Here is a 22,918-nt window from a genome sequence, read left to right on the forward strand (position 1 = left end):
GGTCTCCTGATGGACGTCGAGGTCCCGCTGCCGGGCGGCAACGTCGGCGGGGCGGTGCTCGTCGGGTCGACCGTGCGCCGCCCGACGGGACCGTGGACGCCCGCGGTGCACGAGCTGCTGGGCTTCCTGCAGGCCGCCGGGCTGCGGGCGGTCCCGCGCGTGCACGGGTTCGACGAGCAGGGCCGCGAGGTCCTGGACTACCTGCCCGGCGAGGTGGTGCCCGTCGGCGAGCGCGCGCTGACCGACGCCCAGCTCGCCTCCGCCGCGCGCTGGCTCCGCGACTTCCACGCGGTGGTGGCCGGGTTCGACCGCGGCCCGCGCCGGTGGCGCTTCGTCGAGCGCGCCCTCGCGCCCGGTGAGATCGTCTGCCACCACGACGCGGCGATGTACAACCTCGCGTTCGACGGCGACGAGCTCGTCGGGGTCTTCGACTGGGACGTGGCCGGCCCGGGGGTCCCGCTGGACGACCTGGCGATCCTCGCGTGGGTCTCGCCCCTGCTGTTCCCCGACGACGACGCCGGCCGCATGGCGCACGGGCTGCGCGTCATCGCCGACGCCTACGGCGACGTGGAGCCCGCCCGGCTCCTGCGGCACGTGGAGCGCCGGATGCGTGACGCCGCGGACCGCATCGCCGGGGGCCAGCGCGCGGGGGACGCGGGCATGCTCCGGCTCGGGGAGATCGGCGAGCCGGCGGCGACGCTCGCCCGGCTCGAGGTCCTGGTGGCCCGCACCGACGAGATCGTGGACGCCCTCGGGCGCTGAGGCCTCAGGCCTCGTCGGGCGCGTCCTGGGGCGGGTTCGCGACCCACGCCGACGCGAGCAGCATGATCCGCGCGATGAGGTTGACCCACAGCAGCAGGGTCACGATCACCGCGAACGGCGCGAGCGCGGGGTTCTTCGAGATGCTCCCGGCGACCACCGAGGTGCCGAGGTAGCGGACCACACCGATGCCCACGGCAGCGATGAGCGCCCCCCACAGGAGGTCGCGGGTCGGCGGCGACTCTCCTGCCAGGACGCGCACCACCAGCACGAACACACCGAGGTCCACGACGAGCGCCACCAGGATCCCGACGGCCTGCACCGCCACCGTCGCGACGCCGCCCCAGTCGAGCCCCTGCAGGACCCACTGCGCGGCGGCCGTCGCGCCCGTGGTCAGCAGCACCGAGAGCAGGATCGCGAACGCGAACCCCGCGAGCCCCGCGAGCTGCCGCAGCTTCCCGAGGACCGCGTTGTCACCGCCACCCGCCTCGTCGGCGAACATCGCGCGCACCCCCGTGCGCAGCGCGCCCGTCGCGGCGAGCGCGGAGAGCAGCAGCACCACCACCGCGATGATGCCCGCGACCGTGAGGCCGGCGCTGAGCTGGAGGTCGTCCGGAGAGATCACGCCGTCGTTGCTGCCGTTGTCGACCAGGCCGGGCAGCGCCTCGTCGATCGCGTCGAGCACCTGCTGGCGGAGCTCCTTGTTCCCGCCGAGCACCGCCATGAAGACGGTCCAGGCGAACGTCAGCGCCGCGAAGACCGAGAACAGCGTGGCGTACGCGATGCCACCCGTCAGGACCCCGCCGCCACGGGCGCCGAACCGCGCGTTGGCCCGGGCCGGGCGCGTGCGCTGCCACCACGCGAGCGCGGCCTTCGCGCGGTCGACCAGGCTCGGGCCGTGGCTGCCGACGGGGTCGCCCGTCGCGGCCGCCGCCCGGCGGTGCGCCGTCCCGGAGCCCGCGGCGGGCTCGACGACCTCGGCGCTCGCCTCAGGTGCCTGCGTCCTGCCCGCCTCGCGTTCGTCCACGTCACGAGGCTAGGCGCGGCCCGGTGGCTCGGCACCCCGAGCGGAGGGACTGGCGGTCAGACGTCCCAGACCGACGCCGCGTCCGCGGGGGTGTCGTGCCGCCGGGCGCGGCCGGTGAGGCGGTACTCCGCCTGCGGGCGCCAGACCTCGTCGTCCCCCCGCTGGTAGCAGTGGAAGCGGGTGACGACGAACGAGGCGTCGAAGTCCGCGAGCTCCTCGAGCGCGGCGTCGAGCTGCTCGTCCGAGAGCTCGTGCGCGACGGTGACGTGCGGGTGGTAGTGGAACCGCAGCTCCTGCGCGAGGGGGCCGCTCCGGATCGCGGTCTCCAGCTCCTCGCAGCCCGCGATGCCGTCCGCCACCTGCACGAACGCGACCGGCGAGACGGGCCGGAACGTCGCCGTGCCGCGCAGCCGCAGCACGAACGGGCTGCACCGCGACGCGACGGCCGCCAGGTGCGCGTCCACCTCGGCCGCGTCCGCCGGCGCCACCGCCGTGGGGCCGACGAGCGTCACGTGCGGCGGGATGAACGCCGCCCACGGGTCGCCCAGTCGTGCGCGAGCCTCCTGCAGCTGGGCGCCGTAGGGCTCGGGGACGGTGATCGCGACGCCGACGATCACCTGGTCGCCGGATCGCTCCGGCAGCCTCATGCGCGCCCCGGCCGACGAGCCAGCAGGCCGGTGCGCTCGTACACGCGGTCGAGCGTCACGGACGCGATCTCCCGGGCCCGCTCGGCGCCCTTCGCCAGCACGTCGTCGAGGTGCGCCGGGTCGTCGAGGTACTCGTGCACGCGCGCCTGGAAGGGAGTGACCCAGTCGACGACGACGTCGGCGAGGTCCACCTTGAGGTCGCCGTACCCCTTGCCCGCGTAGTCGGCCTCGAGCTCGGGGACCGTGCGGCCCGTGAGCGCGGAGTAGATCGTCAGCAGGTTCGAGATGCCGGGCTTGGCCTCGGGGTCGAAGCGGATCTCCCGGCCCGTGTCGGTCACCGCCGAGCGGATGCGCTTCGCGATGGTCTTCGGGTTGTCGAGCAGCTCGATGAGCCCGTTCGGCGACGCCGCCGACTTGCTCATCTTGGCCGTCGGGTCCTGGAGGTCGTAGATCTTGGCCGTCGCCTTGACGATGTGCGGCTCGGGGACCACGACGGTGTCCTTGCCGAAGCGCGCGTTGAGGCGCTGCGCCAGGTCCCGCGTGAGCTCCAGGTGCTGGCGCTGGTCCTCGCCCACCGGGACCGAGTGCGTGTCGTAGAGCAGGATGTCGGCGGCCATCAGCACGGGGTAGGTGAACAGCCCTACCGTGGTGCCCTCGGCCCCCTGCTTGGCGGACTTGTCCTTGAACTGCGTCATCCGGGCGGCCTCGCCGTAGCCCGTGAGGCAGGACAGCAGCCAGGCGAGCTCGGCGTGCTCGGCGACGTGCGACTGCACGAACAGCAGCGAGCGCGCCGGGTCCACGCCCGCCGCGAGGTACTGGGCCGCGGTGCGGCGGGTCCGCTCGCGCAGCACGGACGGGTCCGGCGCGACCGTCAGCGCGTGCAGGTCGACCACGCAGTAGATCGCCTCGTTGCCCTCCTGGAGGGCCACCCACTGCGTCAGCGCGCCCAGGTAGTTGCCGAGCTGGAGCGAGTCCGACGTGGGCTGCATCCCGGAGAAGACGCGCTGAGGCTGGGGCACTGCGAGACCAATCTGTGGCGGTGGTGGATCAGGGTCCTGGTGAGCGTACGGGGTCGGCGATCCCGCAGGCCACGTCGTTCTGGGGGGTGGGTGTCAGGTCGCCTCGTCGTCGAACGGCGCCGGCCCGACGAGGGGCGCGGCGGCCGCGGGCCGCGGCTGCGTCGCGGCGGCCATGGCCGCTGCCGCGGTGGACCGGCTCGCGCCCGATCCGGCCGGCTCGGGGTCGAGCAGCGCGTCGCGGACGATCCGCCGTGGGTCGTACTTGCGGGGGTCCAGCGCGGCCCAGTCCACGCCCAGGTCGCCGGCCTCGTCGTCGATCCGGGTGCGGGCCTGCGAGATCCAGTCCCGGCCCCGGCGCACCAGGGAGGCGAGCTGCTCGGCGTAGCCCGGCAGGCGCTGCGGTCCGATCACCAGAGCGGCGACGACGAGCAGCACCAGGAACTCGCCGCCGTTGATGTCGAACACCGGCACAGGCTACCTCCCGCGGCCGGGGGTCCCGACGTCAGGGGGACTCGTCGAGCTCCACCCGGACGACGCGCTCGTCGCCGTCCGCCCGCAGGGTCAGCTCGACGACGTCGCCGGGCTCGTGGGCGCGGATCGCGACGATCAGCTCGTCGGGGTCCGTCATCGGCCGGCCGTCGATCTCGACGATCACGTCGCCCGGCCGGATGCCGGCACGGTCGGCCGGCCCGCCCGGCGTGACGGCAGGCTGCCCGCCCTGGTCCTCGGTCGAGACCCGGACGCCCTCGCCCGCGTACTGCGAGTCGAGCAGCACGCCGATGATCGGGTACGTCGCGCGGCCGGTCTCGATGAGCTGGGTCGCGGTGCGGCGCGCCTGCTCGGCCGGGATCGCGAAGCCGAGGCCGATGCTGCCCCCGGCGGTGGACTGGCCCGGCGGCTGCGCGATCGCGGAGTTGATGCCGACGACCTTGCCGTTCGCGTCCACCAGCGGACCGCCGGAGTTGCCGGGGTTGATCGCCGCGTCGGTCTGGATCGCGTTGATGAACGCGGTGTCGGTCTGGTCGCCCGCGGACACCGGCCGGTTCATCGCGGACACGATGCCCGTGGTGACGGTGCCGGCGAGGCCGAGCGGCGCGCCGATCGCGACCACGGGGTCGCCCACGCGGACCGCGTCGGAGTCACCGAGCGCCAGCGGCACCAGACCCTCGGCGTCCACCTTGATCACCGCGAGGTCGTACTCGACGGTCCGGCCCACGATCGTCGCGGGCAGCTCCCGGCCGTCCGCGAACGTCACGACGAGCTCGCCGTCCGCACCGTCGGCGCCCGCCACCACGTGGCTGTTGGTGAGCAGGTAGCCGTCCTGGCGCAGGACGAACCCGCTACCCGTGGCGACGCCCGCGTCGTCCGTCGCCTCGATGGACACGACGCTGGGCAGCACGCTCGCGGCGATCGCCGCGACCGAGACCACGTCACCGGTCGGTGCGCCGGCACCCGGGCTGGCCTGCGGGACGGCGGCGGGCAGGCCGGCGTCGGCCAGGTGGTCGTCCTGCGCGAGCCGCGCCCCCACGACGCCGCCGACCAGGCCGGCGACGAGGGCCAGCAGCACGAGCGGCACCACCCAGGCCATCGACAGCGCGCGACGAGGCCGGCGCGGCCGCATCGGCGCGGGCTGGGTCACGGGGACGGGGCCCGGGGCCGGAAGGAACCCCGGACCCGGAGCGGCGTCGGGGCCCGGACCCGGAGCAGCGCCGGGCCAGCCGGGCGCCGGGCGGGCCGCCGGAGGGCCCCACGGCCCCGGGGGCGGCGCGCCCTGCGGGAACGGCTGGGGCTCGCCCGCGGGACGGGTCGGTGCACCGGTCACCCGGCCGGGAGGCGCGAACAGCGGCACCTCGCGGTCCTGCTCGGGCGTCGTCATGATCCCTCGAGGGCTCCCGTCACGGTCGACCAGCCGCGCCAGATGCGCGCCGGCACGCCGTCGTCGTACGCGCCGCCCGGAAAGGCTGCCACGATCGACGACGCGTCGCCTCCCGCGACCACCTGCACGACGGTGTCGTCGCACTGCCACACGGCGTGCCACGGCGCGTAGGACAGCACGTACGCCTGCCGGCCGCCCACCTCGATGACGTCCGCGCCGTCGAGCGCGGCGAGGTCCAGGCGGCCCTCCTGCTCCGTCACGACGAGCGTGCCCTCGGGGCCGGCGAGGTCGACCTCGAGCACGGGCGCGCCGTCGGTCTCGTCGGACCACCGCACGTCCGCGACGGACCAGCCCGTGGGCAGGCTCGTCGGGAAGCTCCAGCCGCCGTCGCGCAGCGCCGCCGCCACCTCCTGACCGTCCTGGCCCGCGAGTCCCGCGGGCATGCCGTCCGCCAGGGCCGTGGTGCGCGCCGAGGTGGCGGCCGCCGCGCTGCCCAGCAGGTCGAGGTCGGTGCCGGGGTGCCCCACGGGGACGACCGCCGGCTGCTCCCCCATCACGAAGAGCATCGCCGCGAGCGCCCCGACGCCGGCGAGCGAGGTGGCGGCGATCCGGGACACGGAGCGGTGCGCGGCGACGTCGCCGCGCAGCGCGCGCGCCTGCCGTCCGTGCAGCGCCGGGACCGTCAGCGACGGCGGTGCGAACGGGTCGCGCGGCGGGGGCGGCGGCACGGCGGACGGTGCGGGCGCCGACGACGCGAGCGAGAGGAGCCGGGCGGTCAGGTCCGGGGCGGGCGGGACGTCGTCCGCGCACTCCGCGAGGGCTCGTCGTGCCGCGCGCGCGTGCGCGAGGGCCTCCGCGCACAGCGCGCAGGACGCGACGTGCGCGAGTGCGCGCTCGGTGGCGTCGACGGACAGCTGGCCGTCGACGAGCGCCGAGATGCGCGACCCGAGGTGGCTCACGACCAGGCTCCCCCGACCGACGCGGACTCGCGCTCGACCACCGATGGTGTGCCGTCGTGTGTGGTCACGGCCTGTGTGGTCACGTCCTGCGTGGTCACGGCCTGCCCGGGTCCGACGTGCTGCGGCGCGCGGTGCTCCAGGGACTCGCGGAGGCGGGCGCGCGCGCGGTGGATGCGGGAGCGGACGGTGCCGAGCTTGATCCCGAGGGTGACCGCGATCTCCTCGTAGGACAGGCCCTCGATGTCGCACAGCACGACGGCCGCGCGGTACTCCGGCGGCAGCTCGGCGAGCGCCTGCTGCACGTCGGTGTCGAGGTTGCCGTGCTCGAAGGCGCGCTCCGGGGCGCCGAGCTGGTCACCGCTGACGTAGCGGTCGCTGTCCTCGCCCATCGCGTCCATGCGGATGCGCTGCCGGCGCCGCGCCTGGTCGAGGAACAGGTTCGTCGTGATCCGGTGCAGCCAGCCCTCGAACGTCCCGGGCGCGTACGTGTGCAGGGACCGGAACACGCGCACGAACGTCTCCTGCGTGAGGTCCTCGGCGTCGTGCTGGTTACCCGTCAGGCGGTAGGCGAGCCGGTACACGCGCGCGGAGTGGTCGCGCACGATCTCCTCCCACGTGGGGGGCTGCCAGCCCGCGGGGGCCGGGTGGTCCGTGCTCGGCACTGCTCTCCTGTCTCGGGTGGTGCTCTCGTCCTGGTCCTGACGTCCAGTGTCCCAGGCGTCGGGAGTAACCGCTGCAACGCGCGAGCCGCCGGGATCGTTCCCCGCGCGCGGGCTAGGCTAGCCACGGCCCGCGCCCGCGGGCGCTCGCTAGCCCGACCTGTCGCCCCGACCCGTCCCCCGGAGGCCCGCCATCACCGCCGACAAGGCCAGCAGCTGGGTGTACGCCGAGGAGTTCCTGGGCGAGGACGACGTGCTGCTCGCGGCACGCGAGCGCGCAGCCCAGCTCGGCACGGGTGCGGTGCTGCCCGGCACGGGCGCCGCGCTCGGCGTCCTGGCCGCCGCGGCCGGCGCGCGCGCGGCGGTCGAGATCGGCACGGGCACGGGCGTCGCCTCGCTCTACCTCCTGCGCGGGATGCCCGACGACGGCGTGCTGACGACGATCGACGCCGAGGTCGAGCACCACCGCGCCGCCAAGGAGGCGTTCGCGGAGGCGGGCCTGCGCCCGACGCGCACGCGCACCATCTCCGGGCGCGCGCTCGAGGTCCTCCCCCGCCTGACCGACGCGGCCTACGACCTGGTGCTGCTGTCCCTCACCACGGCCGGCGGCATGCTCGAGGCGGCCCCCGAGTACCTGGCGCAGGCGGTGCGGCTGCTGCGCCCGGGCGGCGTGCTGGTGATCGACCACGCGCTGTGGCACGACCGGGTCGCCGACCCCGCGCGCCGCGACGAGGCGACGACGGCCGTCCGCGAGCTCGGCCGCGCCGTCCGCTCCGACGACCGCCTGCGCCCCGCGCTGCTGCCGGTCGGCGACGGCCTCCTGGTGGCCGTCCGCCGCTGACCGGGCTCAGACCAGGTCGGTCAGGTAGCGCAGGAGGAGGCGGGCGCCGAAGCCGGTGGCGCCCTCGGTGACCTCGTGCTTGTCCGCGGTGGACCGGGCGGGTCCCGCGATGTCCAGGTGCGCCCACGCGCGGTTCCCGACGAAACGGCGCAGGAACAGCGCCGCGGTGATCGAGCCGCCACCGATCTTCTTGTCCGTGGGCACGTGCCGCAGGTCCGCGACCGTGCTGTGCACGGCCTCGTCGTACTCGTCGACCAGCGGCATGGGCCAGGCCAGCTCGCCCGACTCGTCGCCCGCGCGGCGCAGCGCCGCGACCAGCGCGGGGTCCGTGCCGTAGAGGGCGGCGTGCTGCTTGCCCAGGCCGAGGGTCGCGGCGCCGGTGAGGGTCGCGACGTCGATGAGGACGTCCGGCTCGAGCTCGGCGTCCGCCCAGGCGAGCGCGTCGGCCAGGACCAGCCGGCCCTCGGCGTCGGTGTTCGCGATCTCGACGGTCGTGCCGCCGTACATCGTCAGCACGTCCCCGGGGCGGTAGGACGCCGCGCCGAAGTGGTTCTCCGCGAGCGGCAGGACGGCCGTGACCTTGTGCAGCGCGCCGGCCTCCGCGGCCGCGAGCACCGCGGCGAGCACGACGGCGGCGCCGGTCATGTCCGTCTTCATGGGGACCATCGCCTCGCGCGGCTTGATGGACAGGCCGCCCGTGTCGTACGTGATGCCCTTCCCGACGAGCACGACGTGGCGGCCGGTGCCCCCGCGCGCACCGGCGGCGAACGTCTCGGGCGTGTACGTCACGGTGACCAGGCGCGGCGGCGACGCCGAGCCCGCGCCGACCGCGAGGATGCCGCCGAAGCCCGCGGCCGTGAGCTCGCGCGGCGTGCGGACGGTGACGTCGAGCCCGCTGCGACCCGCGAGGCTGCGGGCCTGCTCGGCGAGCCACTGCGGGTTCTTGGTGCTCGAGGGCGTGCTCGCCAGGTCGCGCACCAGCCAGGTCGCGGCGGCGGCCGTGCGCGCCGCGGCCACGGCCGCGGCGACGCGGGTGCCGTCGCGGCCCAGGAGGACGAGGTCCGCCGCCGGCTTGGCGGGCGGCTTGGCCGCCAGGCTCGGCGGCACGTAGGCGGCGAGCAGGTAGCCCTCGACGAGCGCCCGCGCCGCGCGCGCGGACTGCTCGGCGGACTGGCCGGCGTCGTCGCCGATCGTCGTGACGACCCGGCGCAGGCCGCGGGACGCGCGGGCGAGCGCGGCGCCCGCGCGGCGGAGGTCGGTGTCGGTGCTGCGGCCGACGCCGATCAGCACGATGCGGGGCGGCAGGCCGGTCCAGGGCAGCGTGATGCCCGAGCCCGCGGGCCGCGGGAGCTGGGCGACGTGCTGCTCGCCGGCGGCGCCGGTCAGGCCCGCGCGCTCCGCGAGGTCCGCCAGGTCGATGCCGTAGCGCGCGGCCGTCGAGGCGGCACCGCGTCGCGGCTGCGGACCCTCGTCGCCGTCACCCGCCGGCGCGAGCGGGACGGCGACGGCGTCGACGTCCGGCTCGAGCAGCAGCGGGCTGTCGGCGACGACCCCGCCCGTGAGCGTGACGGACGGAGGAGTGCGGTCGGTCGTCGGGCGACGGCCGGCCTGGGAGCCGGCCACGCGTCAGCCGACGACGGACGTGAGCGCCTCGCCGAGCTCGGAGGCCTCGGTCGCGTTGAGCTCGACCACGAGCCGGCCACCGCCCTCGAGCGGGACGCGCATGACGATGCCGCGACCCTCCTTGGTCACCTCGAGCGGTCCGTCGCCGGTCCTCGGCTTCATCGCGGCCATGCGGGCCTCTCCTTCGCCTCGAAAGTCCGGCCCGTGCGGCCCGTGACCAGGCAGGGCGCGAGGCTCCTCGCCCCGTCCGCGCCGGTCACCGACCGGCCCGTGGTGCCGGTTGTCCGGGGTCCATCCTAGTTCACGCGCCCGACGTCACGGTGGCCAGCCGCTCGTCAGGCGCCAGAACCGCCACACCCACACCGCCTGCAGGACCAGCATGAGCAGCACCACGCCCGCGAACCAGGCGCGGCGGGCGGCCGGCGGCCGCGTCACGACGCCCGCCGTGACGGCGCCCAGCGGGAACGCCAGGACCAGGAACCGCGCCAGGCTGCTGCCCGGCTCCACCGCGGCGGCCAGGTACAGCAGGTAGGCGGCGGGCCAGGCGTGCAGCTCGGGTCCCAGCCGCCACGCGGCGGGCACGACGAGCACGGCGACGACGAGCGCGACCGCCCCGGCCAGCACCCACCAGCCGGCCGAGCCGAACCAGAACTCCAGCACGTAGTCCCAGCCGCCGAACGGGGTGACCTCGCGCAGCCCGCGCCACGCCTCCTGCGTGCGCAGGTAGGCGCCGGGGACGCCGGTGACCCACTGGCAGATCGCCGGCCACACGAACCCGGACGCCACGGCGACGCCGCCCAGGCCCAGCATCGCCGCCCAGTCCCGCGGCCCGAGCTCGTCGTCTCCCCGCCGGGCGGCGCGCCACCGGGCCAGGACGTGCACGCCCACCACGACCGCCATGGGCAGCGCGACGGCGCGCGTGAACCCGAGCAGCACCAGCACGCCGGCGGTCGCGAGGTACTGCCGGCGGACCAGGAGGAGCAGGGCAGCCGCGACCAGCAGGAGCGCGAGGGCCTCGGTGTACGCGACCTGGAGCACGACGGCCGTGGGGAAGACGCTCGTGAGCGCGACGGTCGCGAGCGGGAGGCCGGGCCGGGCGGCCACCGCCCGTGGCGCGCCGACGGCCACCGCGCGGTGCACCAGCAGCACGGCCGCGGCGCCCAGCAGCAGCGACGTCGTCGGCGCGACCACCTCCCACGGCAGCGTCGTGATCGCCATGAGGCCGCGCACGAGCATCGGGTACAGCGGGAAGAACGCCCAGGCGTTCTGCTGCACGGTCCCGTCGTCGCCGATGGGCAGGGTTCCCGGGTAGCCCTCCTCGGCGATCCGGTGGTACCAGCCGGCGTCCCAGAAAAGCCCGGTGACCTGCGTGTACGTCGGATGGTCACCCGCCCACGGCGTGGGTCCCTGCGCCGCGGCGGCGACGAGCAGCAGCACCGCGGAGACGGCGCGCGCGGCGGCGTAGACCGCGAGCACCTGGACCCACCACCGCCAGGTGCGCGCGTCCCACCACGGGCTGCCGGCGGGCGTCGGGCGCTCGGGCGCGACGGCTCCGGCTCCGGGTACCGCGGTGCCCGGTGCGCTCATGCGAGCCCCCGCACGGCGCGCTCCGGCGCACGGTCGCCGCGGATCGTCGCGACCATGTCGAGCGTGCGGCGCGTCGCCCGCACGTCGTGCGTGCGGAAGACGCGCGCGCCGAGCCACGCCGCGACCGACGTCGCCGCGAGGGTCCCCTCGAGCCGGTCCTCGGGCGGCAGCCCCAGGCTCTCGCCGACGAAGTCCTTGCGGGACAGCGCCATGAGGACGGGGTGGCCCAGCGCGACGAGCGCCCGGGTGCGACGCACCAGGTGCAGCGAGTGCCACGTGTTCTTGCCGAAGTCGTGCGTCGGGTCGACGAGCACGCTCGCCGGGTCGACGCCCAGGGCGACCGCGCGGCGGGCGGCCGCGGCGAGCGTCGCGACCACGTCGTCCACGACGCCGTCGAGCGGATCCGCACGCTCGTCGAGGGCACGCTCGTCGAGGGCACGCTCGTCGGCTGCACCCTCGTCGGGAGGACGCCGGTGCGCGGTGCGCACCGGGTACGCCACGCGGAACGGGTCGGTGCGCGGCAGCGCGCCGCCGGTGTGCGAGCAGACGACGCCCAGGCCGTGCTCGGCGGCGACCGCCACCAGCTCGGGGTCGTGCCCGGCCCAGGTGTCGTTGAGCAGGTCGGCGCCCGCGTCGGCCGCAGCGCGTGCCACCGAGGACCGCCACGTGTCGACACTGACCAGCAGGTCGGGATGGCGCGCGCGGACGCGGGCGACCAGCGGCACCACGCGCGCGATCTCCTCGTCGGCCTCGACGCGCGGCCCGCGTCCGGCGCGGACGCCCCCGAGGTCGACCACGTCCGCCCCCTCGTCGGCCGCGCGCGCGACCGCGGCGTCCGCGCCCGCCTCGTCGTACCGCGCGGGCGCGTAGAACGAGTCCGTGGTGCGATTGACCACGGCCATGACGACGGGCCGGTCCGGGCCGAACGTCCGGTCCCGCAGCCGCACGGCCGCACCGGCCGCGGGCACGCCCGCGAGCGTCATCGACCCGCGTCGGCCGGGTCGACGTCCCCGGGCACCCCGTCCGGGCGCGTGCTGTCCTGCGAGCGCCCGGTCGAGTCGTCCGCCTCCTGCTGCGCCGCGCCCGCCTCCCGCGTCGCGGCGAGCTCCTGCGCCCGCAGCTCGGCGCCGCGCTCGACGATCTCCGCCACCGCCTCCTCGGCGGTGTCGACCACCTTGATCAGCTGCTGGTCGGGCGGCGAGATGAGGCCGCGCCCTGCCACCGGCCCGGCGAGCCAGTCGAGGAGCCCCTGCCAGTGGTCCCGCCCGACGAGCACGATCGGGAACTGGATCACCTTGTGCGTCTGCACCAGCGTCAGCGCCTCGAACAGCTCGTCGAGCGTGCCGAAGCCGCCCGGCAGCACGACGAAGCCCTCGGAGTACTTCACGAACATCGTCTTGCGCGCGAAGAAGTAGCGGAAGTTCACGCCGAGGTCGACGTAGTCGTTCATCCCCTGCTCGAACGGCAGCTCGATGCCGAGGCCGATCGAGACGCCGCCCGCCTGCTTCGCACCCTTGTTGGCCGCCTCCATGATCCCCGGGCCGCCGCCCGTGATGACCGCGTAGCCCGCGTCGACGAGGCGCGCGCCGACCTCCACCGCGAGCGCGTACTCGGGGTCCGAGCCCGGCGTGCGCGCGGAGCCGAACACGCTGACCGCGGGGCCGACCTCCGCGAGGGCGCCGAATCCCTCGACGAACTCGCTCTGGATGCGCATCACGCGCCACGGGTCGCCGTGCAGCCAATCCGCGCTCTCGGTGCGCGAGAGCAGCCGCTGGTCGGACGTCGTGGCGGGGATCTGCTGGCCGCGCAGGAGCACAGGCCCCTTGCGGTAGCCGCGCCCCGGCGCTGGGGTGCCGTCGTCGCTCATGCCTCGCACTCTAGGCGGGCGCACCGTCCTCGCGGGGGCGTGTCACGTCGTGAGCCACGTGCGCAGGGCCTCGTACGACGAGACGACCTGGTCGACCGGGCACCGCTCGTCGTCCGTGTGCGCGAGCAGGGGGTCACCGGGGCCGAAGTTCACCGCGGGCACGCCGAGCGCCGAGAAGCGGGCGACGTCCGTCCAGCCCTGCTTGGCCTCGGGCCTCCCCCCGGTCACCGCGAGCACCGCCTCGGCGAACTGCCGCGCGGCGGGGTCGTCCAGGCCCGGGCGCGCGCCGGGCGCCGCGTCCGTGACCACCACGTCGTACCCCGCGAAGACCTCGCGCACGTGCGCCTCGGCCTGCGCCACGTCGATCGACGGCGCGAACCGGTAGTTCACGGTGACCACGCACCGGTCCGGGACGATGTTGGTCGCCGTCCCGCCGCTGATCAGCACGGCCTCGAGGCACTCGCGGTAGACGAGCCCGTCCACCTCGACGTCCCGGGCCGTGTAGGCCTCGAGCCGGCGCAGCACCTCCCCCGCGGCGTGCACCGCGTTGACGCCCGACCACGCGCGCGCCGAGTGGGCCGCCACGCCGTGCAGCCGGACCTCGGCGCGCAGCGTCCCCTTGCAGCCTCCCTCGAGACCGCCGTTCGTCGGCTCCCCCAGGACCGCGAAGTCGCACGCGAGCCAGTCGGGGTGCTCGCGGACCAGGCGACCGAGGCCGTTGAGGTCGGCGGCCACCTCCTCGTGGTCGTAGAACACCCAGGTCACGTCGCTCGTCGGGGCCTCGAGCCGCACCGCCAGCGCGAGCGCGACCGCGACGCCGCCCTTCATGTCCACGGTGCCGCGTCCCCACAGCTCGCCGTCCTGCAGCCGGGTCGGCAGGTTGTCCGCGACCGGCACGGTGTCGAGGTGGCCGGCCACGACGACGCGCGTGGGCCGGCCCAGGTGCGTCCGCGCGACGACGGTGTCGCCGTCGCGCAGGACTTCGAGGTGCGGCGCCGTCCGCAGGGCCGCCTCGACCAGGTCCGCCAGCGCGGTCTCGTCGCCGCTGACCGACGGGACGTCGCAGATCGCCCGCGTCAGCTCGACGACGTCCCCGCGCGGATCGAGAGCCGGTGCCTGCGGTGTCGTCATGGACGCCGAGCGTAGCCCCGCCCCCGCCCCCGCCCACGCCCACGCCCGCGGGCTCGACCCGAGCACGGCGAGGGGCGGGACGGGGGTACTCGGCGGTAACCCGGGAGCGGGGTCCGGGGCGCCGTAGGGTGGCCGCATGACCTCTCGTCCCGCCTGGGGGTTCGGTCTCGCGACCACCACCCTCGACGGCGTCACCCTCGACACCTGGTACCCCGCACCCGCGCTCGGCGAGCCCGACGAGGACGCGGCGGCGCCCACCGACCTGCACGAGCACGTCGACGAGGCACGCCGCGTGCGCGTGCACGTCGTGCGCACGGTGATCGACCTCGACTCCGCCCCGTCCGGCACCGAGGACGCCTACCTCCGCCTGCACCTGCTCTCGCACCGGCTCGTCGCCCCGCACGGGCTCAACCTCGAGGGCGTCTTCGCCGCGCTCCCCAACGTGGTGTGGACCGACCGCGGCCCGTGCGCGGTCGACGGCTTCGAGGAGACGCGCGCCCGCCTGCGCGCCGCCAACCAGGCCGCACCCACGGTCTACGGCGTCGACAAGTTCCCGCGGATGGTCGACTACGTGCTGCCGACCGGCGTGCGGATCGCCGACGCCGACCGGGTCCGGCTCGGCGCGCACCTGGCGCCCGGCACGACGGTGATGCACGAGGGCTTCGTGAACTTCAACGCCGGCACGCTCGGCACCTCGATGATCGAGGGCCGCGTCTCGGCGGGCGTCGTCGTGGGCGACGGCTCCGACGTCGGCGGGGGCGCCTCGATCATGGGCACGCTGTCCGGAGGCGGGCGGGAGGTCGTCTCCATCGGCCGGCGCACGCTCCTCGGCGCCAACGCGGGCCTGGGCATCGCGCTCGGCGACGACTGCGTGGTCGAGGCCGGGCTGTACGTGACCGCGGGCACCAAGGTCGCGCTCGTCGGGTTCGGCGGGGACGACGAGGCGCCGCGCGTCGTCAAGGCGCGCGAGCTGTCCGGGTCGAACGGCGTGCTGTTCCGGCGCAACTCGCTCACGGGTGGGGTCGAGGCGGTCGCCCGCGCGGGCACGGGCGTCGAGCTCAACGCCGCCCTGCACGCGAACTGACGTGCCTGCTGGTCGGTCGCGCCGGCCGCAGCGTCGTCGGCGCGCGGGCCGCGCCCTGCTCGGCGTGACCGCGTTCGTGCTGCTCCTGGGCCTCGCCGCGGGCGGCGTGCTGCTCGCGCTGCAGCGGCTGTCACCGCCCGCGCCCGTGACGCAGCGGTGCGAGGCGACGGTCGACGGCTCGACGTACGCGCTCGGGCCCGACCAGGCGCAGAACGCCGCGCTGTTCGCCGGTCAGGCCGCCCGGCGCGGGCTGCCCGCACGCGCCGTGACGATCGCGATCGCGACGGCGCTGCAGGAGTCGCGCCTGGAGAACATCGACTACGGCGACCGCGACTCGATCGGGCTGTTCCAGCAGCGTCCCTCGCAGGGCTGGGGGTCGGTCGAGGAGATCATGGACCCCGTCTACGCCACGGGCCGGTTCTTCGACGGCCTGGTCGAGGTCGACGGCTACGAGGACATGGCCGTGACCGACGCCGCGCAGGCGGTGCAGCGCTCCGCGTTCCCGGAGGCCTACGCCCAGCACGAGCAGCGCGCCCGCGCCTGGGCGTCCGCGCTCACCGGCTTCTCGCCCGCCGCCGTCACCTGCACCCTCCGGGAGCCGGAGGCGCCGGGCGCGCTGGACGCCGCCGTCGCACGCGTGGCGCGGGACCTGGGCGACGTCGCGGTGGACCCGCGGGCCGCGCGCGACGACGAGCCGGCCCGGCTCGTCGTGCACGCCGAGGACCGGGGTGACGCGCCCGCCCGTCAGGCCTGGGCGGTCTCCGCGTGGGCCGTCGCGACCGCCTCGGTGCTCGGCACGACGCGCGTCGAGGTCGCCGACCGCGTGTGGGAGCGGTCGACCGGCGCCTGGACCACCGACCCGGAGGGCCGCGCGCTCCCGACGGGCCGGGTCCGCATCACGCTCTGAGCCGGAGGCGGGTCAGTCGGCCGGAGGCGGGTCAGACGGCCGGAGACGGGTCAGTCGGCCGGGGGCGGCGGCACGGGGCTCTCGCCGCCGCGCGAGACGCCGAAGGCCACCGCCGCGAGGAACGCGAGCACCGCGCCCCACCAGCCGAGCCCGACGGCCGCGGCGAGCAGCCCCACGACCACGAACGGGGCGAGCTGCGTGAGGTAGCGCTGCGGCCACGGGAGGCGGGACGCCGAGCGCGGCGCGTTCCACCGCGCCCACACCACGACGACGGCGACGACCAGGACGATCGCGACCACCACGGACAGCGCGGTCCGGCTGGGCACGTCGAGGCGCTGGCCCAGGCGCCAGCCCACCACCGCGGTGAGGACCAGGAGCGCCACCTCGCACGCGAACGCGAGGACCGCCAGCGCGCCGAGGGGCCCGGGCGGGATCCCCGGGACGGTCCGTCCCGTGCTGCCCGGCCCCCCGGCGGTCATGACGTCAGCGCTCGTCGAGCGGCGTGTAGGGGCGCTCGGTCGCGCCCGTGTAGACCTGGCGCGGACGGCCGATCTTGGTGGCCGGGTCGAGCATCATCTCGCGCCACTGCGCGATCCAGCCCGGCATGCGCCCGAGCGCGAACAGCGGCGTGAACATCGACGGGTCGAAGCCCATGGCCTTGTAGATCAGGCCGGTGTAGAAGTCGACGTTCGGGTACAGCTTGCGCGAGATGAAGTAGTCGTCGTGGAGCGCGATCTCCTCGAGCTTCATCGCGATGTCGAGGAGCTCGTCGTTCGCACCCAGCGCCGTGAGGACCGCGTGCGCGCTCTCCTTGACGATCGCCGCGCGCGGGTCGTAGTTCTTGTAGACGCGGTGCCCGAAGCCCATGAGCCGGACGCCCTGCTCCTTGTTCTTCACGCGCGTCATGAAGTCCGTCGCGTCGCCCCCGTTCGCCTGGATCTCGGCGAGCATCGACAGGACCGCCTCGTTGGCGCCGCCGTGCAGCGGGCCGGAGAGGGCGTTGATGCCCGCGGCGACGCTCGCGTACAGGTTGGCGTGCGAGGAGCCGACGATGCGGACGGTCGACGTCGAGCAGTTCTGCTCGTGGTCGGCGTGCAGGATCAGCAGCTTGTCGAGCGCCTCGACCACGACCGGGTCGGGCTCGTACTGCTGGTAGGGCACCGCGAACGTCATGCGCAGGAAGTCCTCGACGTACCCGCGGCTGTAGTCCGGGTAGAGCAGCGGCTCGCCCTTGGCGGTGCGGTGCACGTAGGACGTGATGGTGCGCGTCTTGGCGAGGATGAGCACGGTGGCGAGCTCGACCGTCTCCTCGTCGAACGGGTCCAGCGACTCCGGGTAGAACGTCGACAGCGCGTTGATGGCCGAGGACATCACGGCCATGGGGTGGGCGCCGCGGGGGAACGTGCCCATGAACGTCCGGAAGTCCTCGTGCACCAGCGTGTGCCGGTTCACGCGCTCCTCGAACGCCTCGAGCTCGGTGGGCGTGGGCAGCTCGCCCTTGATGAGCAGGTAGGCGACCTCGAGGAACGACGAGCGCGACGCGAGCTCGTCGATCGCGTACCCGCGGTAGCGCAGGATGCCCTGGTCGCCGTCGATGTAGGTGATCTTCGACTCGCAGGAGGCCGTGTTCATGAAGCCCGGGTCGACCGTGACCAGACCCGTGTCACGCAGCAGCGTCGAGACCACCACGCCGTCGTTGCCCTCGGTGGCGGTGACGACCGGCAGGTCCTTGGTCTGGCCGTCGACGACCAGCTGGACCGGCGTGGTGAGGGTCTCGGACATGGCGTTCCTTCCTGCGAACGGCGCTCGCGCTGGTGCGCGGCGGCGTTGCCGACGTCGGCCCGCGGGCCGTGTGCGGCCTCCGTTGGCCTGAGGCGACGGTACCTGCGGCCGGCGTGCCCTGACGAATCCTGGGACGAACCCGAGGATCGCTGTGACCGGAGTCACAGTCGCGCGCTCAGCGCGCGGGGATCAGGCGCCGCGCAGGCGTGCCGCGGCCTCGGCGATCGCGTCGTCGGACGCCGTCAGCGCGATGCGGACGTGACCCGCGCCGGCGGGGCCGTAGAACGCGCCGGGCGCGACCAGGATGCCGAGCCCCGCGAGGTCGGCGACCGTCTGCCAGGAGTCCTGCGCGCCCTGCTCCGGCCGCACCCAGAGGTAGAGGCCGGCGTGCGAGGAGTCGACCGCGTAGCCGGCGTCCTCCAGGGCACCCCGGAGCAGCCCGCGGCGACGGCGGTACCGCTCGCGCTGCGTCGCGACGTGCTCGTCGTCGTCGAGCGCGACCGCGGTCGCCGCCTGGACGGGACCGGGGACGATCATCCCGGCGTGCTTGCGCACCTCGAGCAGGGCGGCGACCACCGCCGGGTCGCCCGCGACGAACGCGGCGCGGTAGCCCGCGAGGTTGGACTGCTTGGACAGGGAGTACGCCGCGAGCAGGCCGGTCACGTCCCCGTCCGTCACGCGCGGGTCCAGCAGGCTGGGCACGCCCTCGGTCGCCCAGGGGGCGTCCCACGCGAGCTCCGCGTAGCACTCGTCGGAGACGACGAGCACCGGCCGGCCGTCGCGGGCCGCGGCCGCGCGCGCCGCCAGGACGACCGCCCGCAGCTGCGCGACGTCGAGCACCGAGCCGTCGGGGTTGCCCGGCGAGTTCAGCCAGACCAGGCGCACGTCGCCCCGGCCCTGCGCGAGCCGCGCAGCGGGGTCGAGCGCGGGCTCGGGGGTCGCCCCGGCCAGCCGGGCACCCACGTCGTACGTCGGGTAGGCGACCGCGGGGTGCAGGACGACGTCACCCTCGCCGAGACCGAGCAGCGCCGGCAGCAGCGCGACGAGCTCCTTGGAGCCCACCGTCGGCAGGACGGCCGCCGGGTCGAGCCCCGGCACGCCGCGTCGGCGGGCGAACCACCGGACGACGGCCTCGCGCAGCGCCGCGGTCCCGTGCGTCGTCGGGTAGCCCGGCGAGTCCGCGGCCGCGACCAGCGCCGCGCGGACCACGTCGGGAGTGGGGTCGACGGGGGTGCCGACCGAGAGGTCGACCAGCCCACGCGGGTGGGCGCGCGCCCGGTCCGCGTACGGGGTCAGCGTGTCCCACGGGAAGTCCGGCAGCGCACCGGTCAGCAGGCCCATCGAGGCAGTCCCCTCCCGGCGGTCGACGTGGTCGCGGCGGTCCGGCGGCGGTCAGTCGTCGCCGTGCACACGCAGCGGCAGCGTCGCGATGATCGGGTGGTCCTTGTCGATCTGGCCCATCTTCGCGGCGCCGCCCGGGGAGCCCAGGTCGTCGAAGAACTCGACGTTCGCCTTGTAGTACTCGGTCCACTGCTCCGGGACGTCGTCCTCGTAGTAGATGGCCTCGACCGGGCAGACCGGCTCGCACGCACCGCAGTCCACGCACTCGTCCGGGTGGATGTACAGCGACCGCTTGCCCTCGTAGATGCAGTCCACGGGACATTCTTCGATGCACGCCTTGTCCTTGACGTCCACGCAGGGCTCGGCGATCACATACGTCACAGGTCGGTCCTCCACTTGCCGGGGGTCGTCCCTAGTATTCCCCACATGCGAGCGCCTGCCGTCCGGTGTCCACGTCCGCTGCCCCGGGCGGCGACGTGACGTCGCCCACGAGCCACGGCGGCTGGCGCGACATCCCCACCGGCGTCCGCGTCGTCCTCCGGCACCGGCTGGCCGAGCCCGAGCCCGGCGGCCCGCACCTCACCGACGTCCTCGGCACCGTGGCGCGGGTCGACGACGAGGGCGTCGTCGTCGAGACCCGGCACGGCGCCGTCCGGGTGCCCGGCCCGGACGTCGTCCTGTGGAAGCCGGTGCCGCCCGCCCCGGAGCGCCGCGGCGCCCGGTCCTGACGGACGGCCGCGGACCGCTCCGGACCGGCTCAGCCCCGGTCCGTCGCGGTCAGCTCTCCTCGTCCTCGGAGGACGGCGGGTCCCCGCACACCACCGCGTTCTGCGGCCGGTAGCGCCACGTCTTCGACGTCGTCTCCTGCAGGTCGCCCTTGAGGTAGAGCTCGCGCGTGACCGTCACGGTGAAGCCCGGGTTGCCCGCCGACTGCGGCGAGCAGGTGTCCGAGTCCGAGTACACCGTGGTCGGCTGCACCACGCCGGAGCGCCCGCTCGTCGTCGACTCGACCGTGAAGTACTTCGTGCTCCAGATCCGCACGTACGCGCGGCCGTCGGCCACCCAGCCCTGGAGCAGCGCGCCGTAGGGCGTGGTGTTCTTCCACCGCATGTCGAGCACGCCGGTGAAGATCGTCGCCTCGCGGCCCTCCGGGTACCGGCTGAACCACTCGCTGTGCGGCGTGTGCTCGACGTCCTCCATGCCCGCGAAGTACGCGGCGTTGAACGTCGTGGTCGACACCTGCGACAGGCCGCCGCCCCACGCGTCGGTGTGCTCGCCGTTCACGATCGCGCCGGCCTGGACGAACCCGTGGGCGGCGTCGAGCGGCCCGAGCGCCTCGGTCAGCGAGAACGTCTCGCCCGGCCGGACCAGCACGCCGGTGATGTTCTCCAGGCCCTGCGTGATGTTGATCGTCCGCTGCGGCTCGCTGGTCAGCGGCGTCGAGAACTCGGAGACGACCTCCTTGACCCCGAGCTTCTTCATCGCCTCGCTGGTGTTCTCTGGGTCCGTCTCGGTGACCGCCACGGCCGCGGTGCGGTCCTGCGCGGTGCTCGCCTTGCCGAGCGCCTTCGCCAGGTCGTCGGGGTCCACCGTGGTCCCGACGCGGCCCGGGACCAGCACGGGCTTGTCGTCCTTGAAGCCGAAGTGCGCGTCCGCGGCGGTCTTCAGCGTGCCGTCGGGCAGCTGCGAGACGACCTCGTCGGCCAGCGCCTCGCCGTCCAGGTGCAGCACCAGGCTGCCGTCCTCCGGCTGCATCGACGCGGCCGCCGAGACGTCGGACGGCTGGAGCACCGCGAGCTCGCCCTCGACCGTCACCGAGATCGGCGCGTCGACCAGCGGCTCCGCCACGTCGTGCAGCGCCGCGTCGGTCTCCGCCTGGGTGATCGCGGGCTCGACCGTCGTGGTCGGCAGCTCGATCGGCTGCGCCGCCTCCAGCCACTCCGCGGCGACCGCGTCGGCCGCACCCTCGGCGTCCAGCGCCCAGCCGTCGGCCGCGTCGGTCGCCTGCGCCGAGCCGTCGACGAAGACGATCGCGCCGTCCACGGGCGCCTGCGAGAGCGACGTCTCGAGCGACTCGACCGCCCGGTCGAGCGCCGCGTCGTCGACCGTGGTGACCGGCTCGCGGTCGGCGACGCCGACCACCTGGTGCCACAGCCGCGACGGGTCCGCGAGGTCGACGCCGGTCAGGCCCTCGACCGTCGCCTGGGCGTCGAAGCCGAGCCCGGCCTCGACCGGGTCGATCGTCGCCTGCACCTCCTGCGCCACGACGTCGACCGGCGAGTCCAGCGTCGACGCCAGCTCGTCGTCGAGCCGCGCGACCGCCTCCTCCTCGGTCAGGCCGCCGACGTCCACGCCCGCGACGGTCGTCCCGCGGGGCACGCGGTCCGCGGTCGCGTAGCACGCGCCCACGTACGCGCCGCCCAGCACGACGAGCGTGGCGGCGCCGATCAGCAGGCGACGCGGCCACCGACGCACGGGCGGCTCCTCCTCCTCGAACGAGTCCAGCGGCGACTCGCGTCGCGCCTGGGGCACGGGGCCCCCGGTCACCTTCGACGACCCCGCCAGCGCCGGCGGCACCGGGGCACCGGGCCCGGCGGGCGCGGGCTGCGCAACGGCGGGGCCCGCGGGACCGGCGGATGTGGCCGCCGTCGGTGCGGGCTCGGCGCTGGCGGCCGGGGTCGGTGCCGCGGGGTCCGGCGAGGGCGCGTTCCTCCCGGGCATCGCGCTGGTGCGGACCGGCGCACCGGCGGCGGCGGACGCGGCTGCCGAAGCGGCGGCTGCCGAGGCGACGGCAGCGGAAGGGGCGGCTGCGGAAGGGGCGGTCGTGCGGCCGTCCGCGCTCTCGTCGAGCGGGGGCAGGACGGTGGTCGCGGCGTCGCGCGCCGCGTCGGGCTCGCGCACCGAGACCGCCTGCGCACGTGCCGCGGCTGCGGGGGTGGGCAGCGCGCGCGTCTCGGTCGCCGACTCGTCGGACGGCTCGGCGCCGTCGGTCGGCTCGGCGTCGTCAGTCGGCAGGGTGGACGCACCCTCGCGGTCAGCCGTGTCGCCGCGCGGCTCGTCGAGGTCGGCCGACGCGGTCGTCGACGTCACCGGGACCTGGCGCGTGGAGTCGTCGACGCCGTCCCTGGGCTCGTCGCGCGCGGGCGCCTCATCGGCGCCCGGCACCTCAGCCGGGGACCGGCCGTCCTGCGCGCCGCGCTCCTCGGCCGGGACCTCGACGGACTCGTCGGTGGCCGGGGTCTCGTCGGCCCCGTCGGTGGCCGGGGTCTCGTCGGCCCCGTCAGCAGCCGGGGTCTCGTCGGCCCCGTCAGCAGCCGGGGCCTCGTCCGTTTTGTCGGCAGCCGCGGCCTCGTCCGTCTTGCCCGCAGCCGGGGCCTTGTCGGCCTCGTCAGCGACCGGGGCGTCGTCGGACTCGTCGGCGACCGAGACGGCGTCTGACGCCTCGGCGACCGGGGCGTCGTCAGTCTCGTCGGCGACGGGCACGGCGCCCGTGGCAGGCATCTCGTCCGGAGCCGCCGCCTGGTCCGGGGCGGCGGCGTCGTCGGAGGGCTCGGCGACCGTCTCGGCGGACTGGTCAGCCGGCAGCGCCTCGCCGGGGGTCTCGCTGCGTGTCTCGCTCCGGGTCTCGTCGGACGTCGTGCCGGGGGTCTCGTCGGACGGCTGCGGGCGGCCGGCGCCGCTCGTCGCGCCCCAGACGGGCCAGGCGGCGGACGACGTCGACGACGCGGCGGGAACCGGCGGTCCCTCCGGCTCCTTGCCCTGCGGCCGGTCTGCTGGGTCGGTACGGTCGGTCATCGCTTCCCCTGCTC

General features: G+C 75.5%; 23 protein-coding genes. 5 read left to right on the forward strand and 18 right to left on the reverse strand.

The annotated features are described in order from the left end of the window. Positions 1 to 9 precede the first annotated feature (9 nt). On the forward strand, positions 10 to 762 hold the full coding sequence (locus KIN34_RS00540; RefSeq protein ID WP_214345784.1) for a phosphotransferase: 753 nt from the start codon (positions 10 to 12) through the stop codon (positions 760 to 762). 4 nt (positions 763 to 766) lie between these two features. On the opposite strand, the gene KIN34_RS00545 is transcribed toward KIN34_RS00540, so the two are convergent. The 7 genes from KIN34_RS00545 to sigE all read right to left on the reverse strand — a co-directional run bounded on the left by KIN34_RS00545 (position 767) and on the right by sigE (position 6,949). Beyond that, positions 767 to 1,786, reverse strand: a complete 1,020-nt coding sequence (locus KIN34_RS00545; RefSeq protein ID WP_214345785.1) for a YihY/virulence factor BrkB family protein — start codon at positions 1,784 to 1,786, stop codon at positions 767 to 769. Between the two features lie 56 nt (positions 1,787 to 1,842). Then, on the reverse strand, positions 1,843 to 2,433 hold the full coding sequence (locus KIN34_RS00550) for a 2'-5' RNA ligase family protein (protein WP_214345786.1): 591 nt from the start codon (positions 2,431 to 2,433) through the stop codon (positions 1,843 to 1,845). After that, positions 2,430 to 3,452 carry a tryptophan--tRNA ligase gene (trpS, locus tag KIN34_RS00555; RefSeq protein ID WP_214345787.1) on the reverse strand — a complete coding sequence of 341 codons (1,023 nt, stop codon included), beginning with the start codon at positions 3,450 to 3,452 and terminating at the stop codon, positions 2,430 to 2,432. Before trpS ends, KIN34_RS00550 begins: the two co-directional genes overlap by 4 nt. A 93-nt stretch (positions 3,453 to 3,545) precedes the next feature. Continuing rightward, the gene (locus KIN34_RS00560) at positions 3,546 to 3,917 is read right to left on the reverse strand and encodes a twin-arginine translocase TatA/TatE family subunit (RefSeq protein WP_214345788.1); all 372 of its coding nucleotides are present in this window, start codon (positions 3,915 to 3,917) and stop codon (positions 3,546 to 3,548) included. Positions 3,918 to 3,954: 37 nt separating this feature from the next. Beyond that, positions 3,955 to 5,328 (reverse strand): S1C family serine protease, encoded by a 1,374-nt coding sequence (locus KIN34_RS00565; protein ID WP_214345789.1) that lies wholly within the window; start codon positions 5,326 to 5,328, stop codon positions 3,955 to 3,957. Continuing rightward, positions 5,325 to 6,287 (reverse strand): zf-HC2 domain-containing protein, encoded by a 963-nt coding sequence (locus KIN34_RS00570; protein ID WP_214345790.1) that lies wholly within the window; start codon positions 6,285 to 6,287, stop codon positions 5,325 to 5,327. The genes KIN34_RS00565 and KIN34_RS00570 overlap by 4 nt, the downstream gene beginning before the upstream one ends. Next, positions 6,284 to 6,949, reverse strand: coding sequence for an RNA polymerase sigma factor SigE (sigE, locus tag KIN34_RS00575; protein WP_214345791.1), 666 nt, complete (start codon positions 6,947 to 6,949; stop codon positions 6,284 to 6,286). Before sigE ends, KIN34_RS00570 begins: the two co-directional genes overlap by 4 nt. 190 nt (positions 6,950 to 7,139) lie before the next feature. On the opposite strand from sigE, the gene KIN34_RS00580 reads away from it, so the two are divergent. After that, positions 7,140 to 7,787, forward strand: coding sequence for an O-methyltransferase (locus tag KIN34_RS00580; RefSeq protein ID WP_214351581.1), 648 nt, complete (start codon positions 7,140 to 7,142; stop codon positions 7,785 to 7,787). A gap of 6 nt (positions 7,788 to 7,793) precedes the next feature. Here KIN34_RS00580 and KIN34_RS00585 read toward each other — a convergent pair whose 3' ends face one another. The 6 genes from KIN34_RS00585 to dapE all read right to left on the reverse strand — a co-directional run bounded on the left by KIN34_RS00585 (position 7,794) and on the right by dapE (position 13,995). Then, on the reverse strand, positions 7,794 to 9,410 hold the full coding sequence (locus tag KIN34_RS00585) for a leucyl aminopeptidase family protein (RefSeq protein ID WP_214345792.1): 1,617 nt from the start codon (positions 9,408 to 9,410) through the stop codon (positions 7,794 to 7,796). Between the two features lie 3 nt (positions 9,411 to 9,413). Further along, the gene (locus KIN34_RS00590; protein WP_214345793.1) at positions 9,414 to 9,581 is read right to left on the reverse strand and encodes a DUF3117 domain-containing protein; all 168 of its coding nucleotides are present in this window, start codon (positions 9,579 to 9,581) and stop codon (positions 9,414 to 9,416) included. A gap of 144 nt (positions 9,582 to 9,725) precedes the next feature. Further along, on the reverse strand, positions 9,726 to 10,997 hold the full coding sequence (locus KIN34_RS00595) for a hypothetical protein (protein WP_214345794.1): 1,272 nt from the start codon (positions 10,995 to 10,997) through the stop codon (positions 9,726 to 9,728). After that, entirely contained in the window at positions 10,994 to 11,980 is a 987-nt protein-coding gene (locus tag KIN34_RS00600; protein WP_214345795.1) for a dihydropteroate synthase, read from the reverse strand. Before KIN34_RS00600 ends, KIN34_RS00595 begins: the two co-directional genes overlap by 4 nt. Beyond that, the gene (locus KIN34_RS00605; protein ID WP_214345796.1) at positions 11,977 to 12,864 is read right to left on the reverse strand and encodes an LOG family protein; all 888 of its coding nucleotides are present in this window, start codon (positions 12,862 to 12,864) and stop codon (positions 11,977 to 11,979) included. The genes KIN34_RS00600 and KIN34_RS00605 overlap by 4 nt, the downstream gene beginning before the upstream one ends. Positions 12,865 to 12,906: 42 nt before the next feature. Further along, complete coding sequence (gene dapE / locus KIN34_RS00610) at positions 12,907 to 13,995, reverse strand: succinyl-diaminopimelate desuccinylase (protein WP_214345797.1); 1,089 nt, start codon at positions 13,993 to 13,995, stop codon at positions 12,907 to 12,909. Between the two features lie 136 nt (positions 13,996 to 14,131). On the opposite strand from dapE, the gene dapD reads away from it, so the two are divergent. Together dapD and KIN34_RS00620 are read left to right on the forward strand one after the other, a co-directional pair. Then, positions 14,132 to 15,079, forward strand: a complete 948-nt coding sequence (gene dapD / locus KIN34_RS00615) for a 2,3,4,5-tetrahydropyridine-2,6-dicarboxylate N-succinyltransferase (RefSeq protein WP_214345798.1) — start codon at positions 14,132 to 14,134, stop codon at positions 15,077 to 15,079. 1 nt (position 15,080) lies between these two features. Next, positions 15,081 to 15,986, forward strand: a complete 906-nt coding sequence (locus KIN34_RS00620; protein ID WP_307858017.1) for a hypothetical protein — start codon at positions 15,081 to 15,083, stop codon at positions 15,984 to 15,986. 50 nt (positions 15,987 to 16,036) lie between these two features. Here KIN34_RS00620 and KIN34_RS00625 read toward each other — a convergent pair whose 3' ends face one another. From KIN34_RS00625 to fdxA, 4 genes are all read right to left on the reverse strand, one after another. Next, entirely contained in the window at positions 16,037 to 16,465 is a 429-nt protein-coding gene (locus tag KIN34_RS00625) for a YrdB family protein (RefSeq protein WP_214345799.1), read from the reverse strand. A gap of 4 nt (positions 16,466 to 16,469) precedes the next feature. Continuing rightward, complete coding sequence (locus KIN34_RS00630; protein ID WP_214345800.1) at positions 16,470 to 17,768, reverse strand: citrate synthase; 1,299 nt, start codon at positions 17,766 to 17,768, stop codon at positions 16,470 to 16,472. Positions 17,769 to 17,957: 189 nt separating this feature from the next. Beyond that, positions 17,958 to 19,109 (reverse strand): succinyldiaminopimelate transaminase, encoded by a 1,152-nt coding sequence (gene dapC, locus KIN34_RS00635; RefSeq protein WP_214345801.1) that lies wholly within the window; start codon positions 19,107 to 19,109, stop codon positions 17,958 to 17,960. 51 nt (positions 19,110 to 19,160) lie between these two features. Then, a complete protein-coding gene (gene fdxA / locus KIN34_RS00640) occupies positions 19,161 to 19,490 on the reverse strand; it encodes a ferredoxin (protein ID WP_214345802.1) in 330 nt (109 codons plus the stop codon). A gap of 95 nt (positions 19,491 to 19,585) precedes the next feature. On the opposite strand from fdxA, the gene KIN34_RS00645 reads away from it, so the two are divergent. Further along, the gene (locus KIN34_RS00645) at positions 19,586 to 19,837 is read left to right on the forward strand and encodes a putative acetyltransferase (RefSeq protein WP_214345803.1); all 252 of its coding nucleotides are present in this window, start codon (positions 19,586 to 19,588) and stop codon (positions 19,835 to 19,837) included. 49 nt (positions 19,838 to 19,886) lie between these two features. On the opposite strand, the gene KIN34_RS00650 is transcribed toward KIN34_RS00645, so the two are convergent. Further along, the gene (locus tag KIN34_RS00650; RefSeq protein ID WP_214345804.1) at positions 19,887 to 22,904 is read right to left on the reverse strand and encodes a VanW family protein; all 3,018 of its coding nucleotides are present in this window, start codon (positions 22,902 to 22,904) and stop codon (positions 19,887 to 19,889) included. Positions 22,905 to 22,918: the final 14 nt, after the last annotated feature.

Origin of the sequence: Cellulomonas fulva (assembly GCF_018531375.1) — a bacterium.
In the GTDB taxonomy this organism is placed as follows: Bacteria; Actinomycetota; Actinomycetes; order Actinomycetales; family Cellulomonadaceae; genus Cellulomonas; species Cellulomonas fulva.